The sequence below is a fragment of the Novosphingobium sp. FG90 genome (genome assembly GCF_057808725.1).
On record NZ_JBMDIO010000010.1, the window covers coordinates 1 to 23,352 of the forward strand.

General features: G+C 65.6%; 22 protein-coding genes and 1 pseudogene. 19 read left to right on the plus strand and 4 right to left on the minus strand.

Annotated features, from left to right (window positions below):
- The first annotated feature begins 235 nt into the window (after positions 1–235).
- The 13 genes from ACODRZ_RS11180 (at position 236) to ACODRZ_RS11240 (ending at position 13,298) form a co-directional block, all read left to right on the plus strand.
- Complete coding sequence (locus ACODRZ_RS11180; RefSeq protein WP_488970311.1) at positions 236–2,386, plus strand: M13 family metallopeptidase; 2,151 nt, start codon at positions 236–238, stop codon at positions 2,384–2,386.
- Between the two features lie 215 nt (positions 2,387–2,601).
- Positions 2,602–3,414, plus strand: coding sequence for an undecaprenyl-diphosphate phosphatase (locus ACODRZ_RS11185; RefSeq protein WP_488970310.1), 813 nt, complete (start codon positions 2,602–2,604; stop codon positions 3,412–3,414).
- A 4-nt stretch (positions 3,415–3,418) separates the two neighbouring features.
- Complete coding sequence (gene ppk2 / locus ACODRZ_RS11190) at positions 3,419–4,207, plus strand: polyphosphate kinase 2 (protein ID WP_488970309.1); 789 nt, start codon at positions 3,419–3,421, stop codon at positions 4,205–4,207.
- Positions 4,208–4,363: 156 nt separating this feature from the next.
- On the plus strand, positions 4,364–4,531 hold the full coding sequence (gene rpmG, locus ACODRZ_RS11195) for a 50S ribosomal protein L33 (protein ID WP_008831595.1): 168 nt from the start codon (positions 4,364–4,366) through the stop codon (positions 4,529–4,531).
- A gap of 42 nt (positions 4,532–4,573) precedes the next feature.
- The gene (locus ACODRZ_RS11200) at positions 4,574–5,230 is read left to right on the plus strand and encodes a LolA family protein (RefSeq protein WP_488970308.1); all 657 of its coding nucleotides are present in this window, start codon (positions 4,574–4,576) and stop codon (positions 5,228–5,230) included.
- A gap of 459 nt (positions 5,231–5,689) precedes the next feature.
- Positions 5,690–6,478: an exodeoxyribonuclease III gene (xth, locus tag ACODRZ_RS11205; protein WP_488970307.1), complete on the plus strand. Its 789-nt coding sequence runs from the start codon at positions 5,690–5,692 to the stop codon at positions 6,476–6,478.
- A gap of 26 nt (positions 6,479–6,504) precedes the next feature.
- Positions 6,505–7,536 (plus strand): GTP cyclohydrolase II, encoded by a 1,032-nt coding sequence (ribA, locus tag ACODRZ_RS11210; RefSeq protein ID WP_488970306.1) that lies wholly within the window; start codon positions 6,505–6,507, stop codon positions 7,534–7,536.
- Positions 7,537–7,673: 137 nt separating this feature from the next.
- Positions 7,674–8,486 carry a bifunctional DNA-formamidopyrimidine glycosylase/DNA-(apurinic or apyrimidinic site) lyase gene (mutM, locus tag ACODRZ_RS11215; RefSeq protein WP_488970305.1) on the plus strand — a complete coding sequence of 271 codons (813 nt, stop codon included), beginning with the start codon at positions 7,674–7,676 and terminating at the stop codon, positions 8,484–8,486.
- Between the two features lie 143 nt (positions 8,487–8,629).
- On the plus strand, positions 8,630–8,890 hold the full coding sequence (gene rpsT, locus ACODRZ_RS11220; protein WP_008829123.1) for a 30S ribosomal protein S20: 261 nt from the start codon (positions 8,630–8,632) through the stop codon (positions 8,888–8,890).
- Between the two features lie 621 nt (positions 8,891–9,511).
- The gene (dnaA, locus tag ACODRZ_RS11225) at positions 9,512–10,948 is read left to right on the plus strand and encodes a chromosomal replication initiator protein DnaA (RefSeq protein ID WP_488970384.1); all 1,437 of its coding nucleotides are present in this window, start codon (positions 9,512–9,514) and stop codon (positions 10,946–10,948) included.
- Between the two features lie 220 nt (positions 10,949–11,168).
- Positions 11,169–12,020, plus strand: a complete 852-nt coding sequence (locus ACODRZ_RS11230) for a GGDEF domain-containing protein (protein WP_488970304.1) — start codon at positions 11,169–11,171, stop codon at positions 12,018–12,020.
- Between the two features lie 97 nt (positions 12,021–12,117).
- Positions 12,118–12,534: a DUF983 domain-containing protein gene (locus ACODRZ_RS11235; protein WP_488970303.1), complete on the plus strand. Its 417-nt coding sequence runs from the start codon at positions 12,118–12,120 to the stop codon at positions 12,532–12,534.
- Positions 12,531–13,298 (plus strand): HesA/MoeB/ThiF family protein, encoded by a 768-nt coding sequence (locus ACODRZ_RS11240; RefSeq protein ID WP_488970302.1) that lies wholly within the window; start codon positions 12,531–12,533, stop codon positions 13,296–13,298. The genes ACODRZ_RS11235 and ACODRZ_RS11240 overlap by 4 nt, the downstream gene beginning before the upstream one ends.
- A 67-nt stretch (positions 13,299–13,365) precedes the next feature.
- Here ACODRZ_RS11240 and ACODRZ_RS11245 read toward each other — a convergent pair whose 3' ends face one another.
- A complete protein-coding gene (locus ACODRZ_RS11245) occupies positions 13,366–14,094 on the minus strand; it encodes an NAD-dependent deacylase (protein ID WP_488970301.1) in 729 nt (242 codons plus the stop codon).
- A 711-nt stretch (positions 14,095–14,805) separates the two neighbouring features.
- Positions 14,806–14,916: pseudogene (locus tag ACODRZ_RS11250) on the minus strand (Sir2 family NAD-dependent protein deacetylase); the annotation flags it as partial.
- A 109-nt stretch (positions 14,917–15,025) separates the two neighbouring features.
- Here ACODRZ_RS11250 and dapB point away from each other — a divergent pair.
- From dapB to ACODRZ_RS11265, 3 genes are all read left to right on the plus strand, one after another.
- Positions 15,026–15,754, plus strand: a complete 729-nt coding sequence (gene dapB / locus ACODRZ_RS11255; RefSeq protein ID WP_488970300.1) for a 4-hydroxy-tetrahydrodipicolinate reductase — start codon at positions 15,026–15,028, stop codon at positions 15,752–15,754.
- Positions 15,755–15,767: 13 nt separating this feature from the next.
- Positions 15,768–16,442 (plus strand): endonuclease III, encoded by a 675-nt coding sequence (gene nth, locus ACODRZ_RS11260; protein ID WP_488970299.1) that lies wholly within the window; start codon positions 15,768–15,770, stop codon positions 16,440–16,442.
- An 80-nt stretch (positions 16,443–16,522) separates the two neighbouring features.
- Complete coding sequence (locus ACODRZ_RS11265; protein WP_488970298.1) at positions 16,523–16,909, plus strand: hypothetical protein; 387 nt, start codon at positions 16,523–16,525, stop codon at positions 16,907–16,909.
- 119 nt (positions 16,910–17,028) lie between these two features.
- Here the strand turns inward: ACODRZ_RS11265 and ACODRZ_RS11270 are convergent, their stop codons facing one another.
- Positions 17,029–18,348 (minus strand): dicarboxylate/amino acid:cation symporter, encoded by a 1,320-nt coding sequence (locus ACODRZ_RS11270; protein ID WP_488970297.1) that lies wholly within the window; start codon positions 18,346–18,348, stop codon positions 17,029–17,031.
- A gap of 312 nt (positions 18,349–18,660) precedes the next feature.
- Entirely contained in the window at positions 18,661–19,815 is a 1,155-nt protein-coding gene (gene dapE, locus ACODRZ_RS11275; protein ID WP_488970296.1) for a succinyl-diaminopimelate desuccinylase, read from the minus strand.
- 51 nt (positions 19,816–19,866) lie between these two features.
- Between dapE and ACODRZ_RS11280 the strand changes: the two genes are divergently transcribed.
- The 3 genes from ACODRZ_RS11280 (at position 19,867) to ACODRZ_RS11290 (ending at position 23,269) form a co-directional block, all read left to right on the plus strand.
- A complete protein-coding gene (locus ACODRZ_RS11280; protein ID WP_488970295.1) occupies positions 19,867–20,331 on the plus strand; it encodes a cupin domain-containing protein in 465 nt (154 codons plus the stop codon).
- A gap of 56 nt (positions 20,332–20,387) precedes the next feature.
- The gene (gene msrB / locus ACODRZ_RS11285; RefSeq protein WP_488970294.1) at positions 20,388–20,783 is read left to right on the plus strand and encodes a peptide-methionine (R)-S-oxide reductase MsrB; all 396 of its coding nucleotides are present in this window, start codon (positions 20,388–20,390) and stop codon (positions 20,781–20,783) included.
- A gap of 245 nt (positions 20,784–21,028) precedes the next feature.
- Entirely contained in the window at positions 21,029–23,269 is a 2,241-nt protein-coding gene (locus ACODRZ_RS11290; protein WP_488970293.1) for a PBP1A family penicillin-binding protein, read from the plus strand.
- Positions 23,270–23,352 lie beyond the last annotated feature (83 nt).

Below are 23,352 nucleotides of genomic sequence, written 5' to 3' on the forward strand. Positions count from 1 at the left end.
AGCGAAGCGAAGAAATCCAAGGCACCGATACACCCCCCTGGATTGCTTCGCTGCGCTCGCAATGACGAAGCGAGATTGGCCTCGCCTTCGCAACCAGCGGCACGGCCTTCAATTTACCTCCAGCACTGCTGCTTTTTCACTGGCGTTGCGCGCGCGTGTAACTAAGTTACGCGCCATCGCCGGTCGTCCTGACCCGGCCGAAATATCCTGTCGCCCCCGTCCGAAAGGTCACGACATGCTTCGTTATGCCGGCAAGGCGCTCCTTGCGAGCGCCGCGCTTTCCGTTCTCGCTTTCACCGCCCCCGTTTCCGCGCAGGATGCCGCGCCCGCAGCCAAGCCCGCGCTCGCGCCCTCGGCCGACTGGGGCAAGTTCGGCGTCCAGACCCAGTGGATCGACACTGCGGCCAAGCCGGGCGACGATTTCGACGCCTACGTCAACGGCGTGTGGAACAAGACCGCGGAGCTTCCCGCCGACCGCACCCGCTGGGGCTCGTTCATCGAACTGAGCGACCTTTCGGAAAACCGCGTTCATGGCATCCTCGACGATCTGGTCGCCGCCAACCCGGCGCCGGGTTCGGACGCGGCGCGCATCGCCGCCGCGTGGAAGGCGTTCATGGACGTCGATGCGATCAACAAGGCGGGCCTTGCTCCCGCGCGTCCGTACCTCGACCGGATCATGGCCGCGAAGACCCCGGCGGACATCGCCACGCTGTTCGGCGCGCCGGGCTATGTCTCGCCGATCAGCCTCTACGTCGGTGCCGACGACAAGCAGAGCGACATCTATGCGCTCAACGCCAATATCGGCGGCATGGGCCTGCCCGACCGCGACTATTACCTCAAGACCGACGCGCGCTCGATCGAACTGCGCGACAAGTACGAGGCCTACCTGACTTTCGTGCTCGGCAAGGCCGGCTACGCGAATGCCCCGGCCGCCGCTTTGGCGGTGCTGAAGCTGGAAACGCAGATCGCCCGCGCCGACTGGGACCGTGCCGCCGCCCGCAACCCGGACCTCACGTACAACAAGGTGCCGCTCGCCGAATTCGAGGCGATGGGTTCGCCCGGCGTCGTCAAGGCGTTCCTGTCGGCCGTGGGCGCCGAGAAGGCCAGCTACGTCCTCATCGGCGAGATGCCGCCGACGGCCGAGGAGTTCAGGAAGGCGGGCATCGACCCGGCCAAGACCGGCAACCAGTTCGGACCCGGCATGCCCGCCGTGGTCAAGCTGATCGAGCGCACCCCGATCGCCACCTGGCAGGCCTACCTCGCCGCGCACTTCCTCAGCAGTAACGCCGCCATCCTGCCGTCCGACATCGACGCCGCGACCTTCGACTTCTACGGCAAGACCCTGAGCGGCCAGCCCGAGCAGCGCCCCCGCTGGAAGCGCGGCATCGACGCGGTCGAGGGTATGGCGGGCGAACTCGTCGGCAAGCTCTATGCGGCGAAGTATTTCCCGCCCGCGCAGAAGGCGGCGATGGCTGACCTCGTCGCCAACTTGCGCAAGGCGATGGCGGCCAACCTCAAGGACCTCAAGTGGATGAGCCCGGTCACGCGGGTGAAGGCCGAGGAAAAGCTCGACGCCTTTACCCCCAAGATCGGCCAGCCTGACGTGTTCAAGACTTATGAGGGCCTGACCTTCTCGGCCACCGATCCGCTCGGCAACAGCATGGCGGCGAACAAGTGGCAGACCGCCTTCGACATGAACCGCATCGGCGGCCCGGTCGACCGCACCGAATGGGGCATGCTGCCCGAGACGGTGAACGCCTACTACAACCCGGCGATGAACGAGATCGTCTTCCCGGCTGCGATCCTGCAGCCGCCGTTCTTCAACCTGAGCGCTGATCCGGCCGTCAACTACGGCGGCATCGGCGCGGTCATCGGCCACGAGATGAGCCACGGCTTCGACGACCAGGGCGCCAAGTACGACGGCACCGGCAACTTGCGCGACTGGTGGACGCCGCAGGATCTCGCCGCGTTCCAGAAGCTGCAGGCGGCGCTGGCGGCGCAGTACGATGCCTTCTGCCCGTTCGACGACGGCAAGGACGGCAAGGCCTGCGTCAACGGCAAGCTGACGATGGGCGAGAACATCGGCGATCTCGGCGGCCTCAGCCTCGCCTACCGCGCCTACAAGCTCTCGCTGAACGGCAAGGAAGCGCCGGTGATCGACGGCGTCACCGGCGACCAGCGCTTCTTCATGGGCTGGGCGCAGGTCTGGCGTTCGAAGGTGCGCGAGGCACAGGCACGCCAGTTCCTCGTCACCGACCCGCACTCGCCGCCGCAGTACCGGGTCAACGGTATCGTGCGGAACTTCGACGAGTGGTACAAGGCGTTCGGCGTGAAGCCGGGCGACAAGCTGTACCTCGCGCCCAAGGACCGCGTGCGGATCTGGTGATCGCCGCAATTCCTCCCCGAGCTGGCTCGGGGAGGGGGACCGCCGCCGTAGGCGGTGGTGGAGGGGGATGGATCGCGCCCCCCTTCCGTCAGCGCTTCGCGCTGCCACTTCCCCGAGACAAGCTCGGGGATGAATTTCCTCTCTCCACCTCACAATTCCGCAATGCAGCACGTCCCCGGTTGACTTGCCCGCCCGGTACGGCATGACCTCCACCCATGGACCTGACCCTTACCGCGATCCTCCTCGGCATTGTCGAGGGCCTCACCGAGTTCCTGCCCGTCTCCTCGACCGGCCATCTCATCCTCGCCACCCGCCTGTTCGGCTATGATTCGAGCCAGTGGGCGACGTTCAACATCGTCATCCAGCTTGGCGCGATCCTCGCCGTGATCGTGCAGTTCTGGCGCACCTTCTGGGCGGTGGGCATGGGGCTGCTCAAGCTCAACCCCACCTCGATCCGCTTCGTGCGCAACGTGCTGCTGGCCTTCATCCCCTCGGCGGTGCTGGGCCTGCTGTTCAACAATTATATCGAGGGTCTGCTGGGCGAGCCCGCCGTTGTCGCCTGGGCGCTGATCATCGGCGGCATCGCGATCCTCGGCATCGAGAAGGTCGCGAAGCCCGGCCCGCTCACCGGCGTCGCAGAACTGCCCGCCGCCAAATGCATCGGCGTCGGCTTCGCGCAGTGCCTGGCGATGGTGCCGGGCGTCAGCCGCTCGGGCGCGACGATCATGGGCGCGCTGTCGATGGGTATCGAGCGGCGCACTGCGGCCGAGTTCAGCTTCTTCCTCGCCGTGCCCACGATGGTCGGCGCGACGACGCTGGAACTGCTCAAGCACCACAAGGAACTGATGGCGGGCGCGGGGCCAGTGGGCTGGAACGAGATCGCGATCGGCTTCGTGGTCTCGTTCATCGTCGCGCTGGTGGTGATCAAGGCTTTCATGGCCTTCGTCAGCAAATCCGGCTTCGCTCCCTTCGCGTGGTATCGTATCGTCGCCGGTGCGCTGGCGCTGTTCCTGCTGTCGAGGGTATGAAGCCATGAGCAACGGGGAGAAACTCGGCCGCAAGGATTACGAGAAGCTCCTCGAGCCGATGGAGGAGGAACTCGTCGGCATGGCGCGCTGGGCACAAGTGTCCGGCGCGCGCATCGTGGTCCTGTTCGAAGGACGCGACACGGCGGGAAAGGGCGGCGCGATCAAGGCCGTCGCTGGGCAACTCAACCCCCGCCAGTGTCGCACAGTCGCCCTTGCCGCGCCGAGCGAGCGGGAGAAGGGCCAGTGGTACTTCCAGCGCTATGTCGACCATCTCCCGGCCAGGGGCGAAATCGTCCTGTTCGACCGCTCATGGTACAACCGTGCCGGTGTAGAGCGCGTCATGGGCTATGCCTCGCAGGCGGAGGTCGAAGCCTTCCTGCGCCATGCCCCGACATTCGAGAAGATGCTGATCGACGACGGCATCCTCCTGTTCAAGTACTGGCTCGCCTGCGATCAGGACAAGCAGGAAGAGCGCCTGCACGAGCGGCTGGACGACCCGCTCAAGCGCTGGAAGCTCTCGCCCGTCGACATCGCCGCGCGTGAGAAGTACGGCGATTACACGCTTGCGCGTGAAGCGATGCTGGAGGCGACTCACACCGCCCATGCGCCCTGGACGCTGGTGGATTTCAACGACCAGCGGCTCGGCCGCCTGACCCTGATTCGCGATCTGCTGGCGCGGTTGCCCGATACGAAAGTGGAAGCGCCGGAACTCGACCTGCCGCCGCTCGGCACCGAGCCCAAGCGCGAGAAATTCGGCGTCCTGGAGCCGATAAAGCCGTTCGCGCTGCCTTGAGCATTACGCGAATCGCTGGCTCGCCCTTGACTTTGCGGGGGCAATCCAGCAAGGGGCGCAACCTTGAAGGGCGGCGCCTCGGTGTCGCCCCTTTATAGTTTTTCGTAACGCCGGCCTGCCAGGGCGGCTGCAACTTAGAAAGTACAGGATACCGCCATGGCGAAGCCCGCAACCGTCAAGATCCGTCTTGTCTCGACCGCCGACACCGGCTTTTTCTACGTGACCAAGAAGAATCCGCGGAACACGACCGAGAAGTTCAGCTTCAAGAAGTACGATCCCGTCGTGCGCAAGCACGTCGAGTTCAAGGAAGCCAAGATCAAGTAAGGTTCACTGTCGGTTCAAGGCGGTGGACCCAACGGGAAAGCCATGAACCACGTGATGAAAACCTTTCGATCCTGTGTGAGCGCGGCCGCTTTGGCCGCGCTTTCCGTGTCCGCCACGCTCGTTCCGGTGGCTGCCGTTGCGGCGTCACCCGATGACACGAAGCAAGTCGAGCAGGCCGTCGCGGCCTTGCGCGGCATCGGCACGATGAAGGCGAATTTCGTCCAGACCGACCGCTCGGGCCAGTCCGTCAGCGGCGTGCTGACGATGAAGAGCCCCGGCAAGATCCGCTTCCAGTACGAGCCCAGCGCCAAGATGCTGATCGTCGGCGACGGCAGGGCGCTGAATTTCATCGACTACGAAGTGCGCCAGGTCCAGCGCTGGCCGATCAAGAACAGCCCGCTCGGTGCGCTGCTTGATCCCACTCGCGACGTCGCGAAGTTCGGCAAGCTGGTGCAGACCGGCAATCCAGGTGTCGTCAGCATCGAAGTGCGCGATCGCTCGCACCCCGAGTACGGGGTGATCACCCTGATCTTCACGCGCAAGGCGTCGGCCCCGGGCGGGCTGGAACTGACGTACTGGGTCTCGCTCGATTCGCAGAACAAGCGCACCACCATAAGCCTGTCCAACCAGCGCTACGGCGTGCCGGTGACCGACAACGACTTCCGCTGGAACGACCCGCGCCCGCGTAACCGGCGTTAAGTACCCACCTCCTGATCGTCGATGGCGGGGGGCGTTTTGTCGCCGAATGTGCGGCCTTAGCGACAAACGGCGACAGTTTTCTTAACTTCGTTCACTTGGCAGTCAGGAGCGCCGCCCCATATAGGTTGTGTCAGAACGGTTGTGAGGCGGGTTTCCCCCCTGTTGCCCGCGCCTCCTGAGTGACCGCTCTGATACTAGCGTGACGAACGCTTACAGGAACCCTCGAGCCTCTGCCCCCGGCTCGAGGGTTTTCTGTTTTCTGCGGTCAGGATTGGCCCATGCCGGGCTGCGAACGGCACCGTTCTCGCTCCGGCCTGAGCCAATCCTGACCCAAGAAAAGCACACGCATCCTCCCCGGAACGGGGAGGGGGACCATCCGCAGGATGGTGGAGGGGCACCCTCGGTTTACGCGAGCCCGGGGACTGGCATTTCCCAAGCGCCATCCCTAAAGCCACGCCCATGAAGATCGCCACCTGGAACATCAACTCCGTCCGCCTGCGCATCGATCAGGTCGAACGTTTCCTCACCGAACAGGCCCCCGACGTGCTGTGCCTGCAGGAGATCAAGGTGGCGGAGCCCCTGTTTCCCTACGAGATGTTCGAGCGCCTCGGTTACACCCACCGCGCCATCCACGGCCAGAAGGGCTACCACGGCGTCGCGACGGTCTCGAAAGTGCCATTCCGCGACTTCTCGAAACATGACTGGCAGGACAACGGCGAAGCCCGCCACATCGGCGTGGAACTGCTCGGCCCCGGACAGGGCATGGTGCTGGAGAACGTCTATATCCCGGCCGGGGGTGACGTCGCCGACCGCGAGGTGAACCCCAAGTTCGGCCAGAAGCTCGACTTCCTCGAACGCATGACCCGCTGGGCCGACAAGATCGACCGCCCGACCCTGATCGTCGGCGACTTCAACATCGCCCCGCTCGAATCGGACGTCTACGACCACAAGGCGCTGCTCAAGGTCGTCAGCCACACGCCGATCGAGGTCGAGACGCTGAAGCGCTTGCAGGACGCGGCGGGCTTCGACGATCTCGGCCGCCGCTTCATCCCGGCGCCGGAGCGCAACTACTCCTGGTGGTCCTACCGCAGCTACTGGCGCCAGAAGGACCAGGGCCGCCGCCTCGACCACATGTGGGCCTCGCCCGAGCTCGCCCCGCAGGCGCGCGGGCACCATTTCGTCGAGGAAACCCGACGCTGGGAGCAGCCGAGCGACCACATCCCGCTCGTGACCGAGTTCGAACTCTGAGCGAAGCGCCCGCCTCGACGCGGCGTGTGGCGCTGGCGCTCGATGCGCTGCGCCATGGCTGGCCGATCCGCGTCGGCGGGCAAGCCCTGCTCCCCGCCGAGACCGCCTTCGCCCCCGGCGTAACCGCCCCGCGTATGCTGATCTCGGCCGCGCGCGCGGTGACGCTGAAGCTCGCCAACCAACGCGAGGCCGCCGTGCCCGAAGCGCCGGTGCTGATTCGCGCCGCCGAGCCCTTCGATCTCGACACCGCGCGCGCGGTGGCCGATCCGGCGCTAGACCTCGCTTATCCGATGAAAGGCCCGTTCGCGGCCGAGCACATCGAGGATGGCGATGCGGCGCGCACGGCGATGGAACTGGCGCGCCTTGCCGGCATCCTGCCCGCGTTCCTCGTCGCGCCAAATCAGGATGGCGAGGCGCAGGACGTTTCCAGCGCCGACCTCGCCGCGTGGAAGGATACCGCGCACCTCGCCATCGCCTCGCGCGCGAAGTTGCCCGTCGAGGCGGCGGAGAATGCCGAGATCGTCGCTTTCCGCGCGCTAGACGACTTGCGCGAACATGTCGCGCTCGTCATCGGCACGCAGGACGGCGACCGGCCGCCACTGGTGCGCCTCCATTCCGAGTGCCTGACTGGCGACATCCTCGGCAGCCTCAAGTGCGACTGCGGGCCGCAGCTGAACGCAGCGCTGCGGGCAATGTCGGCGGAGGCCGGAGAGGGGGGCTGGGGTGTGCTGCTGTACTTGAGGCAGGAAGGGCGCGGCATCGGCCTCGTCAACAAGCTGCGCGCCTATGCGCTGCAGGATGCAGGCTACGACACGGTGGACGCCAACAACCGCCTCGGCCTGCCGACCGAGGCGCGCGATTTCCCGGTGGCGGCGCGGATGCTGGACCTGCTGGGGGTCCATGCGATTCGCCTGATGACCAACAATCCCGCCAAGGTCGCGGCCTTGGAGGGTGTTGGGGTCGAGGTGGTGGAGCGGGTGCCGCACCAGCTTCCAGCCAACCCGCACAACGCGCGCTATCTCGAAACCAAGCGCGACCGGACGGGGCATATCCTCTGACCCTTCGACAAGCTCAGGGTGAGCGGAGGTAGTGTATGCCCTATCAATCCCGCTCAGGCTGAGCTTGTCGAAGCCCCATCGGCAAAGCGCCGCGTTCACGATTGGCGTCCGGCCTCAAGCACCCTATCTACCCTTCGATGCCTGAACTTCCCGAAGTCGAAACCACCGTGCGCGGCCTCGAGCGCTTCCTCGATGGTGAGCGGATCGCCCGCGTCACGCTCAACCGTGCGGACCTGCGCCGCCCGTTCCCGCCCGATCTGGTGCAGGTACTGACCGGCGCCCGGGTAACCGGCATGGGGCGGCGGGCGAAATACGGCCTCATCCATACCGACCGCGAGCAGACCATGGTGTTCCACCTCGGCATGTCCGGGCGCTGGCGGATCGAGCCGGAGACGCTCGACAAGCACGATCATCTCGTGCTGGAGACGGGCTCGGGTCACGTATTGGCGCTGAACGACGCGCGGCGGTTCGGTTCGGTCGATCTGGCCCCCACGGCGGGCCTCGCCGGCTGGGGCGCCTTCGCCTCGCTCGGGCCGGAGCCGCTGGGCGACGATCTCACCCCGGCGCATCTGCGCGCGGCCTTTGCGGGGCGCATCGCGCCGATCAAGCAGATGCTGCTCGACCAGACCATCGTGGCGGGGCTCGGCAATATCTACGTGTGCGAGGCGCTGTTTCGTTCGGGCATCCGGCCGGACAAGGAGGCGGGGCGCGTCAGCCTGCCTGCGCTGACCCGGCTGGTGCCCGCGATCAAGCAGGTGCTGGGCGAATCGATCGCGGCGGGCGGCTCGACCATCAAGGATTATGCTCAGCCCAACGGCGAACTCGGCTACTTCGCGGCATCGTGGCAGGTCTATGGGCGCGAGGGTGATCCCTGCACATGCGGCGCGCCGGTGCTGCGCTTCGTGCAGGGCGGGCGGAGCACCTTCTGGTGCCGCAAGTGCCAGAAATAGGCGGTTTCGCGCCACTGCCTCGGCTTGACGGAACCCCGCCCGAACTGTAAGGGGCGCGCTTTCCGGCGAGTCCGTTCGCCGAATAGATTCGTTAGGCAATTGGGGCCGCTCACCGTGTTGGCCGCCCAGACAGAGGAATATCGATGGCCAATACGCCGCAAGCTCGCAAGCGCATCCGTCGCAACGATCGCCGTGCAGAGATCAACACCAACCGCGTCAGCCGCATCCGCACCTTCCTGAAGAAGGTCGAAGGCGCCCTGGCCGGTGGCGACAAGGACGCGGCTGTTGCCGCCCTCAAGGAAGCGCAGCCCGAGCTGGCTCGCGGCGTTGCCCGCGGCGTGCTCCACAAGAACACCGCAGCGCGCAAGATGTCGCGTCTGACGAAGCGCGTCGCCGCGCTTTGATCCGGAGCGCTCTCTCTGATTCGAGAGAGTGATTCGCAGGCTGGGACCGGTTGCTAGTCACCTGTCTCAGGACGAAACGAGAACGGAGCCGAGGTCGCCTGACCTCGGCTCCGTTCTCGTTTTTGCGGCGTTGCAGCATAGCTGAAAGCAAAGGCCCGGAAATGCTGCGATTCGGAGTGCTGCATTGCGCAACGCATTGATTTTGAAGCGCATTACAGTTTGGCTACGGATTTTAGGCACTCACACGTGAGTCAACCTTCATAATTTTTTTTATTTGGGGACCGCTGTCTTGCCTGCGCTGCGAACGGGTTTCTAAAAGGGTTCCCGGCCGTTGCGGAACGGGCCGGGGATACAGCGATTCACAGTGGAACAACCGCCGCGAGCAAGCGTTCGCGGTACGGGGAAGTTTTCACTCTGGGGCCGCTGGCGACCTTGTTTCGCGTCACCGGCGGGATCACGCGATGCGAGCACAGGGGGTTCGAAACGATGTCGAATACATCTGCAGGACGACCCTCGATGCATGGAGCCTCGGTGAATCCCCCAGTGGCTTCGCTGGGGGAAGTCGCCCCGATGGTCGAAGGTACAAACTTGAATAGGAAGTCGAAGGCGGTGCGAGTGGCGATGGAAGAGGATCAGGAAGCCGTAAATCTGGCGGCGGACTGGGCTGACATCAGCCAGGGCCTGCGCAAGGATCTTGGGCATCAGGCGCACAGCCAGTGGATCAAGCCGATCCAGCCCGGCAACTGGTGCAAGGAAACCGGCACGCTCGATTTGTACCTGCCGACGGAGTTCTCCGCGAACTGGGTCAACGACCGATTCGCCGATCGCCTCTCGCTGGCGTGGAAGATCGCGCGTCCCGACGTGCGCCATGTGCGTATCCTCGTCCATCCCGGCCGTCGCCAGCTGCCCGAACTGCGTCTGGGCGGCGGTGGTGGACGTCCCGCCAGCGCACCGGCCAATGATTCGGCCGTCGGCGTCGCCGATCCGCTGTCGGTCGCGCTGGCAGGCGAATCGTTCGCCTCGCTCGGACAAGGCCCGGCGGGCATCGACGCTTCGCAGACCTTCACCAGCTTCGTGACCGGCACGTCCAACGTGCTGGCCTGCAACGCCGCGCAGCGCATGGCCGCCACCGAGCAGCCGCAGTTCTCGCCGCTCTACCTCAAGGCCGCGACCGGGCAGGGCAAGACGCACCTGCTGCACGCGATCGGCCACGCCTATCTCGCGGCGCATCCCCATGCGCGGATCTTCTATTGCTCGGCCGAGCGTTTCATGGTCGAGTTCGTGCAGGCCCTGCGCCAGAACCAGATGATCGAGTTCAAGGCGCGCCTGCGCGGCTTCGACCTGCTGCTGGTCGATGACATCCAGTTCATCATCGGCAAGGCTTCCGCGCAGGAAGAGCTGCTCTACACGATCGATGCGCTGCTGCAGGAAGGCAAGCGTCTGGTCTTCGCCGCCGACCGTGCGCCTCAGGCGCTCGACGGTGTCGAGCCGCGCCTGCTCTCGCGCCTGTCGATGGGCCTCGTCGCCGACATCCAGCCCGCCGACATCGAACTGCGCCGCTCGATCCTCGAGAATCGCCTCGGCCGTTTCGCTTCGGTCGAAGTGCCTGCCGACGTCATCGAGTTCCTGGCGCGCACCATCAATCGCAACGTGCGTGAACTGGTCGGCGGTCTCAACAAGCTGATCGCCTACGCGCAGCTGACCGGACAGGCGGTCTCGCTCCAGCTTGCCGAAGAGCAGCTGACCGACATCCTCTCGGCCAACCGCCGCCGGATCACCATCGACGAGATCCAGCGCACGGTCTGCCAGTTCTACCGCATCGACCGCACCGAGATGAGCAGCAAGCGCCGCGCCCGCGCCGTCGTGCGCCCGCGTCAGGTGGCGATGTACCTCGCCAAGGTGCTGACGCCGCGCTCGTACCCGGAGATCGGCCGCAAGTTCGGCGGCCGCGATCACTCGACGGTGATCCATGCGGTGCGCCTGATCGAGGAACTGCGCACCCGCGATGCCGATATGGACGGCGACGTCCGCTCGCTGCTGCGTCAGCTTGAGAGCTGACAGGTTCTCCCGGCGTCATGCCGGGATATGAACGGGTTTTGCACGAAATTATCCACAAGGGCCGGGGGCTGGTTCCCCGGCCATTTTCGTTTGCCTGCAAGCCAAGGTTAACGCGGCGTTTCATCACGTAATTTAACGTTTGCATAAGATTCCGCCCCCTAACCGGGAGGCGGCGCAATCGCGTTTCATTCTCAATTCCAGCAGAAGAGGCATTCCCCCCATGCGCTTCTACCAGGCCACGACTTTCCTTTTCCCCCGCAGTTATGAGCGGCGGATCCTTTTCGTATGCTTCGGCGCCGTCCACGTCCCTCTGATCGCCTGCATCGTACTGCAGGCGACGACCGGGCATTGGCAACTCGACACCCTTCTTACGCTGCTCGTCGCGACGCTCGTCGGCACGGGCCTCGGCCTCGCGGCGATCCATGCGCTGCTCGCCCCGATCGGGCAGGCGACGACGATGCTCCAGTCGATCCAGATGGGCGAGCGCATCGCCATGATCCCGCAGGGCGCCGACGACCTCGTCGGCCGACTGCTGCACGGCGTCACTACGGCAGCCCACGAGACCGCGGCGCGAATCGAGCGCCTCGTCGATGCGGCCGAGCGCGACCCGCTGACCGGCATCCGCAATCGCCGTGGCTTCCTCGATTCGGCAGAGCAGGTGCTGCGCGGCCGCTCGAATGCCGTGCTGGCGCTGATCGACGTCGACCATTTCAAGAGCATCAACGACGAGTACGGCCACGCCGCCGGCGACCTCGTGCTCAAGTCGCTCGCGCGGCGCATCGAGGATCACATGCGCCGCAGCGACATTGCCGCGCGCTGGGGCGGCGAGGAATTCGCCGTGCTGCTGCCCGACACCACGCTCGACGAAGCGCGCCTCGTCATGGAGAGGCTGCGTGCGACCGTGGCGCTGGATACCAACCTGGGCGTCGAGGACCGCGCCGTCACCTTCTCCTGCGGGCTGGCGCCGGTGCGCGACTTCGCAATGCTGAACGATGCCACGAAGCAGGCGGACGGCGCGCTCTATGCCGCCAAGACCGGCGGTCGCAACCGGGTCCACGTGCTCGGTTCCTGAACCCTTGCCCGAAGGATTGCGTGGAGGCGCCAGAGTCTCCAGCGCCTCCACGCAATCTGCTTCACCGGCCCGCCCGCATGATGTAGGCGCTTGAGGCATGATTCCCGCCACGTTCTCGCAGGCCCTGCTACGCGGCCTTCGCAGCCGTTGCCCGCGATGCGGCGAGGGCAGCCTGTTTCGCAAGTGGCTCAAGCCGCGCGAGCGTTGCCCGGTCTGCACCCTGGACCTGACGCCGCAGCGCGCTGACGACTTTCCCGCCTATATCGCGATGATCGTCACCGGGCACCTGATGGCGCCGCTCATCATCGCGCTCTCGGTGGACTACGATCTCGGGCCGATGGCGATGTTCGCGATCCTGGTGCCGCTGGCCGTCGCGATGATGATCGGGATGCTCCAGCCCGCCAAGGGCGGTGTCATCGCGACGCAGTGGTGGTACGGCATGCACGGCTTCGTGAAGGAGCGGGTGCCTGAGCCCGCCGTATCGGACGCGGGCGGGGACGAGCCCTCGCGATGAGCCTGAGCGCGGATCGCCTTGGCCGCTTCGCGCGGCATATCGTTCTGCCTGAAGTCGGCGGAGTCGGGCAGGTTGCGCTCAGCAAGGCGCATGTGGTGCTGGTCGGCTGCGGCGGGATTGGCAGTCCATCCCTGCAGTATCTCGCCGCAGCCGGCATAGGCCGCCTGACCCTGATCGATGATGACGTGGTCGACGTCAGCAACTTGCAGCGTCAGACGATTTATACGCCGTCGGATGTCGGCAGGCCCAAGGCGGAAGCGGCGGCCGAATGGGTGCGGCGTTTTGATCTTGGCCTGGAGGTCGATCCCGTCGTGGCGCGGCTGGGGGATGACAACGCGCATGACGTCCTTTCCGGCGCGGACCTCGTACTGGACGGCTGTGACAACTTCGCGACTCGGCTGCTGGTGTCAGATACCTGCGTAAAACTGGGAATTCCGCTGACCACGGCAGCGATCGGGCGGTTCCAGGGACAAGTCGCCAACTTCGCCGGACACTTGCCGGGGCAGGCCTGCTATCGCTGTTTCGTGGGCGATGCCTTCGATGCGCAGGACTGCGACACTTGCGCCGCCGATGGCGTGCTGGGGGCGATGGTTGGCATGGTCGGCACGTTCGCCGTCATGCATGCGATGCGGGTGCTGCTGGCGGGGCATACCGCGCTGGGCGAGCCGCAGTTCGGTACGTTGCACCTGATCGACGGGCTCGCGCCTTCGATGCGGCCGCTGAAGATCGCCAAGGACCCGGCATGCCGGGGATGTGGCGGTTAGAGGCAGTTTGTTCCGACCTTTTCGTCCTTGCTTCGCTGCGCTTGCAATGACGAGGAAAGTTGGCCGATCAGGTGCGCGGTGAGCCCAGCACCTCATCCACCCAGGCAGGCACCAGTTCGCTTGCGGGACCGTGCCGCGCCTCGTCGAACCACGCGGTGCCCTGCGAGGGTTCGAGGTTCAACTCCAGCGTGTCCACGCCCAGTTCGCGGGCGTTGCGCACGAAGCCTGCCGCCGGGTAGACCGCGCCGGAAGTCCCGATCGAGACGAACAGGTCGGCCTGCTCCAGCGCGGCGAAGATCTCTTCCATGCGATAGGGCATTTCCCCGAACCACACGATGTCCGGCCGCAGCGCTGCCTCGCCGCATTCGGGACAGGCAGGGCGATCGATCAGCGGTCCGCTCCAGCGGGGACGCTCGTTGCAGGCCATGCACCAGGCGTTGAGGTGCTCGCCATGCATGTGGAGCACGCGCGAGGTGCTCAAACCGACTTGGGCTCCGGCACGTTCGTGGAGGTCGTCGACGTTCTGGGTGACGATGAGGAGGTTACCCTCCCATTCGGCGTCCAGCCTTGCCAGTGCGAGGTGGGCAGCGTTGGGCGCCTTCGTCTGGATCGCTTCGCGGCGCATGTCGTAGAAGCGCAGGACGAGGTCGGGGTCGCGCGCGAAGGCCTCCGGTGTGGCGACGTCCTCGACGGCATGGTTTTCCCATAGACCGCCTCCGCCACGAAAAGTGTCGATGCCACTTTCGGCTGAAACGCCTGCTCCCGTGAGAATCACGATGTTTCGGATCGTCGTCATAGCTTCGACTATGACCGATGTGCTTTATGTGGCCAATGATGGAGCAAGACCGTCGCCAGCGATGTGAAGGCAGACGTCAGCGACGTGGGTCAATTGCCGGAAGGTCCAGAAGGGGACGGAAGCGGGCACGATTCCGGCCAGCGCTTTATCGGAGCCGTTGCATACCGCTATCGGACCAACGTGCCTCCACTTCTCTAGGCTGGCTGCGAATGCTATCTGTCCCCTTAAAATAGAAGATCGCACCATTGGTTTCACATGATACAGAACTCGATGACAACGCCACCATGCTCGAGGCAATCCACGAATTAAGCTGATTTATGTCTGATTTATCAGCAATATTATCGCCCACGGCGATGCTGATAACTTCTACCACGCCAAGTCCTTGCCGCACCCTAAGGATTACCGTCTTAGAGTTGTCGCAGTAATACTCATCTCTCAGGAGCATCCCTTGAGGTGGCCGTGAGTGATTAAGCGGAGGTGGGGGTGGGGACGAATCGGCTGCTCCGGGGGCATTCGCAGAAACCAGCATCAACGCAGCCGCAATAGGGATCATCGTCGTATCTCAGTAGTCTATCTGCCAACTGAGATTTTGCACAGCGACTGCTGCTTGGTCCAGATTAAACGTCTGAAATGCGGCGCTTCCAGAATGGCGACCGGCATGGCAGCCACCCTCGCACCGCTCATCCTTGTGCTTGCAACTCTTCACCGGGGCTCGACGCGGTGCTGTTCCCAAAAGCCGCCGCCTCCACGAAAGGTGTCGATGCCGCTTTCGGCGGAGACGCCCGCGCCGGCGAGGACGACAATGTTGCGGATGCTGCTCATGCCTCACCATAGCTTGCGGTCGGCAGTCGTCGAAGGGCGCGCTTGTCGAACCGGTGTGTTTGCGCCATGCGGCCCTGACAGGACTTCAGGGCCGGACGGAGACAGCAGCGTGGCACGAATCGGAATTATCGGCAGCCAGGGGCGTATGGGCCAGGCGATCGCGGCGGCCATCGTCGATGCTGGCGAGAATCTGGCCGGCGGCGTGGACAAGGACGGTGACGTCTCGACCGTAGCATCCGGTGCCGACATCCTGATCGATTTCTCCAGCCCTTCGGCGCTCGAAGGCAATCTCGATGCCGCCATCGCCGCCGGACTGCCCATCGTCATCGGCACCACGGGCCTTGAAGAGCGCCACCACTGGCTGATCGATTCGGCCGCCGGGCACATCCCCGTGCTCCAGACCGGCAATACCTCGCTCGGCGTGACCCTGCTGGCCCATCTGGTCCGCGAGGCGGCATCGCGGCTGGGCGAGGACTGGGACATCGAGATCGTCGAGACGCACCATCGCATGAAGGTGGACGCCCCCTCCGGCACCGCCCTGCTGCTGGGCGAGGCTGCTGCCAATGGGCGGGCCGTCGATCTGGCGGACAACGCCGTGCGCGGCCGCGACGGCATCACCGGCAAGCGCGAGACCGGCACCATCGGCTTCGCGGCGCTGCGCGGCGGCACCGTGGCGGGCGATCACACCGTGCATTTCCTGGCCGACAACGAACGCCTTTCGCTCTCGCACCTCGCCGAGAACCGGGGCATCTTCGCCAAGGGCGCGGTGCGTGCGGCGCAGTGGCTGCTGGGCAAGGAACCGGGCCGCTACACGATGCCCGAGGTGCTGGGCCTGTGAGGAGTTTGGGTCTTTGAAGAAGGACCAGATATTCGAATTCTTCCGCCGTCTCGCCGAGGAAAATCCCTCGCCCGAGACGGAGCTGGAATTCGGCAATACCTATCAGCTCCTCGTTGCCGTGACGCTTTCGGCGCAGGCGACCGACGTCGGCGTCAACAAGGCGACCCGCGCGCTGTTCGCGAAAGTGAAGACGCCGCAGCAGATGGTGGACCTCGGCGAAGAGGGGCTGAAGGAACACATCAAGACGATCGGCCTGTTCAACACCAAGGCGAAGAACGTCATCGCGCTCTCGCAGATCCTGGTGGACCGCCACGGCGGCGAAGTTCCCGAGGATCGCGATGCGATGGTCGAACTGCCCGGCGTCGGTCGCAAGACCGCCAACGTGGTGATGAACTGTGCCTTCGGGGCCGAAACCTTTGCGGTCGACACGCACATCTTCCGCGTCGGCAATCGCACGGGGCTCGCCAAGGGCAAGACGCCGCTCGCGGTGGAGAAGCAGCTGGAGAAGAAGGTACCGCAGCCCTTCCGGGTCGGCGCGCATCACTGGCTGATCCTCCACGGCCGCTACATCTGCAAGGCGCGCACGCCGGAATGCTGGCGCTGCCCGGTGGTGGACTTGTGCGGCTTCAAGGACAAGGTGCTAGGCAAAGGCCTGAAGAAGGCAACTTCGGCGAAGGTTGGGGCCTGACGTCTCCGTCCTCTTGACGAAGGCGGTGTTCGGGGAGCCAATGAGCTTTGCCGGATGCCGCCGAACGAGAGGATGAGTCGATGAAGACTGCCGTGTTGCTGCTTGCCACCGTTACTCTCGCCGCCTGTTCGCAGGAAGGGCCGGGCGAAACGCCGCCGCCAGCGCCCGCGGCCGAAGCGACCGGGGCAGCCGTAGACTGCCTCTCGGTGACGCGCTTCAACACCACGCGCATTCGCGACGATCACACCATCGACTTCATCGGCGGTGCGGGCGGTCAGGTGTGGCGGGTGACGTTGCCCAACCGCTGCGGCGGGCTGAAGTCCGCAGGGACCTTCACGTATGAGACGTCGCTGTCGCAGCTGTGCCGGCAGGACATCATCTATCCGCTGCAGCAGATCGGCAGCCAGTGGCAGCGCATGGGCGGCTGCGGGATGGGGCCGTTCGTGCCGGTGAAACTGGCGAAGTAGCGGCGCTTTTCGATCAGCATATGACCGAGGGGGCTTCGACAAGCTCAGCCTGAGCGGATTGGAAAACTGGTCCCTAATCCCGCTCAGGCTGAGCTTGTCGAAGCCCCCTCGGCCTATACTTACCCTTCGTACTGCTCGGGATCGATGTTGAGCCCGCGTCGCCCGTCCGCGGCCGTGTGATGCGGCGAGTGCAGGGCGTCGGCATCCGGGTCCATCAGTGGCTGGAGCATCCCTTCCGAGCGGGTGATGACGGCGGTGGCCACCGCGTTTCCGACGACGTTGGTGGCCGAACGGCCCATGTCGAGGAACGTGTCCACGCCCAGCAGCAGCGCGATGCCTTCCACCGGCAGGCCGAACTGGGTGAGGGTGGCGGCGATCACCACGAGGCTGGCGCGGGGCACCCCGGCGATGCCCTTGGAGCTGACCATCAGCGTCAGCAGCATCAGGATCTGGGTCATCAGCGGCACATGGATGCCATAGGCCTGCGCGATGAACATCGACGCGAAGGTCATGTAGATCATCGAGCCGTCGAGGTTGAAACTGTAGCCCAGCGGCAGGATGAAGCCCGAGACGCGGCGCGGCACGCCGAAGCGGTCGAGCTGTTCGAACAGCTTGGGCAGGCTCGCTTCCGACGATGCGGTCGAGAACGACAGCAGCAGCGGCTCGCGGATATAGCGGAACAGCGTGACTACGCGCTTACCCAGGAACAGCCCCCCTGCGCAGAACAGCAGCACCCACAGCAGGGCCATCGCGAGGTAGAACTCGCTGACCAGTACGCCGTAGGTCACGATGATGCCGAGGCCCTGCGTGCCGATGACCGCCGCGATCGCGCCGAACACCGCAAAGGGCGCGAAGCGCATCACGTAGCCGGTGACCTGCAGCATGAGTTCCGACAAAGCCTCGGCCCCGCGCACGATCGGCGCGCCCTTTTCGCCGATGGCGGTAAGGCCGACGCCCACGAACACCGAAAAGACGAGGATCTGCAGGATGTTGTTCTCGGCCATCGCCGCGAAGGGGCTGGCCGGGAAGATCTCGAGGATGAAGTGGCGCAGCGTCAGCTCGCCCATCTCCAGGTCGCCGACGCCCTGTCCGGTGTCGAGGCCGACGCCGACGCCGGGCTGGAACAGGTTCACGAGGATCAGCCCGAGGCCGAGCGAGCACAGGCTGGCGGTGAGGAACCAGGCCAGCGCCTTGCCGCCGATCCGGCCGAGCGCGGTGCTGTCGCCCATGCCGGCGATGCCGGTCACGATCGTCGAGAAGACGAGCGGGGCGAGGATCATCTTGATCAGCTTGAGGAACACGTCGGGCAGCAGGCGGAAATAGTCGGCCCATTGCTTCAGGTGCGGATCGCCCGCCGGAAGGCTCGCGTGGAGCATGTAGCCCGCGGCAATGCCGAGGACCATGCCGATGAGAATATAGAGCGTCAGGCGCCTGCCCATTGCGAACCCCTTGTTAATGGTGGCGTCGTGAAAGCGCCGGAGCCTATCAGCGTGGCCGGTGCGGTCAATGACGGGGGCGAGGTTTCACCCGGTTGCAAGACGCATGGCTATCGATTTCTTCCCGCGTCATTCTGAACTTGTTTAGCTGCGCTAGCCTTCGGCTCAGCGTCCATCGTGCAGTTGCGACCGGGACCGTGGTTTCGCCAGCTGCCCGGTGGTCCGGGAAATCAGCGATCAGGCTGGCGGCCTGATGGACCCTGAAACAAGTTCAGGGTGACGGGAGAGAAAGCGGCAGCTGCGCTCGCCCCCGCATTAAGCCAGAGCCGCCAGCGTCACCCGCTCGTAGATGCGCGCGAGGGCGTCGAGGTCGGCCACGGCCACGGCTTCGTCGCGCTTGTGCATGGTCGCGTTGCATAGGCCGAACTCGATAACCGGCGACAGGTCCTTGAGGAACCGTGCGTCCGAGGTACCGCCGCTGGTCGAGAGTTCCGGCTCCACCCCGGTCTCGGTGCGGATCGCTTCGGCCAGCATGGCGGAGAACGCGCCCGGCTGCGTCAGGAACGCCTCGCCCGAGATGACGGGGCGGGCGGAGCCGCCATGCCGCTGCGCAATCTCGGCGACGCGGGCGGCAAGGCCCTCGCCGGTGTGCAGGTCGTTGAAACGGATCGAGATGCGCGCCGAGGCCTTCGCCGGGATCACGTTGGTGGCTGGATTCCCGCAGGACACGTCGGTGACTTCGAGGTTGCTCGCCTGGAACCAGTCGGTGCCTTCGTCGAGCACGATGGCGTCCAGTTCAGCGAGCATCGAGACAAGCTTGGTGATCGGATTGTCGGCGAGGTGCGGGTAAGCGACGTGGCCCTGCACGCCCTCGACCTCCAGCCAGATGTTGACCGATCCGCGACGGCCGACCTTCATCATGTCGCCGAGGCGGTTCACCGAAGTCGGCTCGCCGACGAGGCACAGGTCGGGAATCTCGCCCTTTTCGCGCATCAGGTCGATAAGGGCGAGGGTGCCGAAGCGGGCCGGGCCTTCCTCGTCGCCGGTGATGATGAAGCTGATCGTGCCTGCTTCGGGCGGGATATGCGTGACGGCCGCGACCATCGCCGCGATCGAGCCCTTCATGTCCACCGCGCCGCGTCCGTAGAGCAGCTCCTGCCCCTCGGGACCGCGCCGTTCGGGCAGGAAGGGCGCGCTCGTCCAGCCTTCGCCCGGCGGCACCACGTCGAGGTGGCCGGCGAAGGCGAAGTGGCGCGAACCCTCGGGGCCGCGGCGGATCGCGAAGAGGTTCTCGACCGGGCCGTCCGGCGCTTCCCCGGCGATGAAGCGGGTGACCTCGAAGCCGAGCGGCGCCAGCTGGTTCTCCAGGCTGTCGAACACCATGCCGGTGGCGGGGGTGACGCTGGGGCAGGCGATCAGCGCCTCGGCGAGATCGGCGACAGTTGCGGCGAGAGGAGCGGTCTGGGACATAGGGGCAGCGCAATCGCATAATAGGCGCACCATGACCATAGGAGACCGTCCATGCCCCGGCTCGACATAGAGGCCATCCCGCAGGCCAACCGTACTGGCTACCCGGCGCCTTTCGACGCGGCGGTGGAGGGCCGCTGGTGGCGGCGGCTCGCTCCTGCGGGCGGGCTGACGCGGATGGGCGCGAGCCATGTGGTGCTCAGGCCCGGTGCCTGGTCCAGTCAGCGCCACTGGCACGACGACGAGGACGAACTGCTGGTCATGCTCTCGGGCGAGGCGGTGCTGGTCGAGGACAGCGGACGCACGGTGCTGCGCGCCGGCGACGTCTGCGCCTGGGCGAAGGGCGTGCGCGACGGGCACCACCTCATCAACGAGAGCGAGGCGGACTGCATCTTCATCGCCGTAAGCGCGGGCGATCCGAACGGAAGTGGGGCCTACTCGGACATAGACATGAAGTTCGACGGCGAGGGCTATTTCCACAAGGATGGCACTTCGTATCCGACGCAGCGGATGCGCTAGAGGCTGGAAACCTGCGCGCTTGCGCCCCATATCGGCGCCAAAGGAGAGCCTCCCCAATGACCGACAAGATGCACCTCACCGACGAAGAATGGCGCGAGCGCCTGAGCCCGGAGCAATACTACGTACTGCGTCAGGCGGGCACCGAGCGGGCCTTCACCGGCAAATACGACGGCACCAAGCAGGAAGGGCTCTATACCTGCGCGGGCTGCGGCGCCCCGCTGTTCGAATCCGACGACAAGTTCAATTCGGGTTGCGGCTGGCCGAGCTACACCGCGCCGGTGGACGAAGCCGCGATCGACGAGCATCGCGATACCTCGCACGGGATGATCCGCACCGAGGTGACTTGCGCGAAGTGCGACGGGCACCTTGGTCACGTGTTCCCCGATGGTCCGGCGCCGACGGGGCTGCGGTACTGCATCAACAGCGCTTCGCTGGATTTCGAGCCGAAGTGACCTGTTCCTCCCCGAGCTTGTCTCGGGGAGGTGGCAGCCCGTCAGGGCTGACGGAGGGGGAATTTCCTGAACTCTCCCCCCTCCACCACCGCTTCGCGGCGGTCCCCCTCCCCGAGACAAGCTCGGGGAGGAAGTTCTTGCCCCGCCTTTCCCCTGCACCCGTGTTCACCTCGGGTTACAAATCGTCATGCAAAGTGTAGGAGCGACCCGACACATCCGTCCTTATTGGGGTTTGCATCCTACCCATGGCCAAGAATTCCGGCCCCAAAAGCTCCGGGGGCAGCCGTGCCTCGCGTGCAGCTTCCTCTTCTTCCGACAAGAAGCCGCTCTGGCGCCGCATCCTGCGCGGCATGTTCGTATGGGGCGGCGCGCTGGCGCTGCTCGGTGCGATCTTCCTGGGCACCGCCGTGTTCTTCACGATGCGCGAACTGCCCGACTATTCGGCGCTCAAGAGCAGCCAGAACGGCCAGATGATCGTCGTGCGCGCGCGCGACGGGCGTGAACTCGTCTCGCTCGGGCCGAGCTACGGCAAGTGGATGCCCTATGACGAGATCCCCGCGATCATGCGCGACGCCATCGTCTCGGTCGAGGATCGCCGCTTCCGCGAGCATCCCGGCGTCGACCCGATCGGCCTTGCCCGCGCGGTCTATGTCTCGCTGACCACCGACAGCCGCGCTAAGGCAACCTCCACGCTGACGCAGCAGCTGGCGCGCAACATCTTCCTCACCAATGCGCGGTCGTGGAACCGCAAGGCGCGCGAGATGGTGCTGGCGCTGGCGCTGGAGCGGAAGTTCACCAAGGACCAGATCCTCGAGCTGTACCTCAACAAGGTCTACTTCGGCGGCGGCGCCTACGGCATCGACGCGGCCAGCCGCAAGTTCTTCGGCCACCCGGCCACCGAGCTTTCGACCGCCGAGGCCGCGATCATCGCCGGACTGGTGAAGGCGCCGTCGAACTATTCGCCCACTGCCGATGTCGAGGCCGCCAAGGATCGCGGCAAGGTCGTGCTCGGCCTGATGGCGCGCGAAGGCGTGATCTCGCAGAGCGAGGCCGACAGCGTCGATTTCTCGGACGTGCAGGTCGCCAAGGAAAAGGGCCAGAACTCGGTCCGCTACTTCACCGACTGGGCACTGCCGCAGCTCGACATGCTGCTGCCCGAGAACAACGAGCCGATCGAGGTGTGGACCACGCTCGACCCGGCGATGCAGGACGCGGCGACCAAGTCGATCGACGCCAACGTGCCCAAGGGCGCGCAGGGCGCGCTCGTCAGTCTCGACAAGGACGGCGCGGTGCTGGCGATGGTTGGCGGCACCGATTACGTGAACTCGAACTACAACCGCGCCACTTCGGCGCTGCGCCAGCCGGGTTCGTCGTGGAAGCTGTTCGTCTACCTCGCCGCGCTTGAGGCGGGCTACACCCCTGACGATCGCGTCGTGGACGAGCCGGTGACGATCCAGGGCTGGAGCCCGCAGAACGACGGTCGCAACTTCGCGGGGCAGATCGACGTTCGCACCGCCTTCGCCTATTCGAAGAACACCATCGCTGCGCAGCTGGGCAACGAGGTCGGCTTCGGCACCGTCGCCAGCATGGCCAAGCGTTTCGGCATCACCACCGACATCAACACCAAGCCTGCGATGGTGCTGGGCACTTCCGAAGTGCGCGTGATCGACATGACCCGCGCCTTCGCGGCGGTCTCGGCGGGCGGCACTTCGGTGGAGCCCTATGGCATCACCAAGGTCACCACGACCTCGGGCGAGCTGCTCTACGAGCACAAGTCGGTGCAGGGACAGGTGCTGGTGCCGCATTACGTGGCGGCGGGCATCACCGACCTGCTGCAGACGGCGGTTGCCATCGGTACGGGGCGCGCCGCGCAGATCGGCCGTCCGGTGGCGGGCAAGACCGGCACCACCAGTTCGAACAAGGACGGCTGGTTCCTCGGCTTCTCCAGCGGCATCACCACCGGCGTGTGGATGGGCCGCGACGACGCCAAGCGAGTTGCGGGCCTTTCCGGCGGCCATGCTCCGGCGCGGGCGTTCTCGGACTACATGAAGGTCGCCGTCGCCAAGCGCCCGGTCGAGCAGTTCGACACCGAACTCAAGCTGCCCGAATGGCAGCTGGAGCCCGATGACGAGCAGATGCAGGGTAATCCTGAGGATTATTACTACACCGACGAGAACGGCAACCTCGTCCATCCCGACGGCGGTGCGCCGGACCAAACGCCTTATGGCGATGGGCCAAACGGGCAGGCGCCGAACGGCGGGATGGTCCCGCCGGACTACGGCCCGCAGGGCGCGCCGGGCAGACCGCCGCCTGCGGCTGGCAACGACTTCCTCGATCGCGCCACCGGCCGCGAGCGCGAGGATCCGGGCCTGCGTCCGGGGCAGGGCACCGGGGCCTATCCGGGAGCGCGTGCGACGCCGATCCCGCGTGTGATGCCCACGCCGCGCCCGACGCCGACGCGGATACCCGGCACCACCCAGCCCTGACCGCCGCGTCGTCTAAAACCAAACCGCGTCATCCCAGCGAAGGCTGGGACCGCTGGCCTGTTACGGCGGGCTATCGTCAAGGG

Excerpts from the sequence above, each read along its gene's own strand:
- ACODRZ_RS11180 (WP_488970311.1), top strand. The coding sequence starts at position 236 with ATGCTTCGTTATGCCGGCAAGGCGCTCCTTGCGAGCGCCGCGCTTTCC.
- ACODRZ_RS11185 (WP_488970310.1), top strand. The coding sequence starts at position 2,602 with ATGGACCTGACCCTTACCGCGATCCTCCTCGGCATTGTCGAGGGCCTC.
- ppk2 (WP_488970309.1), top strand. The coding sequence starts at position 3,419 with ATGAGCAACGGGGAGAAACTCGGCCGCAAGGATTACGAGAAGCTCCTC.
- rpmG (WP_008831595.1), top strand. The coding sequence starts at position 4,364 with ATGGCGAAGCCCGCAACCGTCAAGATCCGTCTTGTCTCGACCGCCGAC.
- ACODRZ_RS11200 (WP_488970308.1), top strand. The coding sequence starts at position 4,574 with ATGAACCACGTGATGAAAACCTTTCGATCCTGTGTGAGCGCGGCCGCT.
- xth (WP_488970307.1), top strand. The coding sequence starts at position 5,690 with ATGAAGATCGCCACCTGGAACATCAACTCCGTCCGCCTGCGCATCGAT.
- mutM (WP_488970305.1), top strand. The coding sequence starts at position 7,674 with ATGCCTGAACTTCCCGAAGTCGAAACCACCGTGCGCGGCCTCGAGCGC.
- rpsT (WP_008829123.1), top strand. The coding sequence starts at position 8,630 with ATGGCCAATACGCCGCAAGCTCGCAAGCGCATCCGTCGCAACGATCGC.
- dnaA (WP_488970384.1), top strand. The coding sequence starts at position 9,512 with ATGGAAGAGGATCAGGAAGCCGTAAATCTGGCGGCGGACTGGGCTGAC.
- ACODRZ_RS11230 (WP_488970304.1), top strand. The coding sequence starts at position 11,169 with ATGCGCTTCTACCAGGCCACGACTTTCCTTTTCCCCCGCAGTTATGAG.
- ACODRZ_RS11235 (WP_488970303.1), top strand. The coding sequence starts at position 12,118 with ATGATTCCCGCCACGTTCTCGCAGGCCCTGCTACGCGGCCTTCGCAGC.
- ACODRZ_RS11240 (WP_488970302.1), top strand. The coding sequence starts at position 12,531 with ATGAGCCTGAGCGCGGATCGCCTTGGCCGCTTCGCGCGGCATATCGTT.
- ACODRZ_RS11245 (WP_488970301.1), bottom strand. The coding sequence starts at position 14,094 with ATGACGACGATCCGAAACATCGTGATTCTCACGGGAGCAGGCGTTTCA.
- ACODRZ_RS11265 (WP_488970298.1), top strand. The coding sequence starts at position 16,523 with ATGAAGACTGCCGTGTTGCTGCTTGCCACCGTTACTCTCGCCGCCTGT.
- ACODRZ_RS11270 (WP_488970297.1), bottom strand. The coding sequence starts at position 18,348 with ATGGGCAGGCGCCTGACGCTCTATATTCTCATCGGCATGGTCCTCGGC.
- dapE (WP_488970296.1), bottom strand. The coding sequence starts at position 19,815 with ATGTCCCAGACCGCTCCTCTCGCCGCAACTGTCGCCGATCTCGCCGAG.
- ACODRZ_RS11280 (WP_488970295.1), top strand. The coding sequence starts at position 19,867 with ATGCCCCGGCTCGACATAGAGGCCATCCCGCAGGCCAACCGTACTGGC.
- msrB (WP_488970294.1), top strand. The coding sequence starts at position 20,388 with ATGACCGACAAGATGCACCTCACCGACGAAGAATGGCGCGAGCGCCTG.
- ACODRZ_RS11290 (WP_488970293.1), top strand. The coding sequence starts at position 21,029 with ATGGCCAAGAATTCCGGCCCCAAAAGCTCCGGGGGCAGCCGTGCCTCG.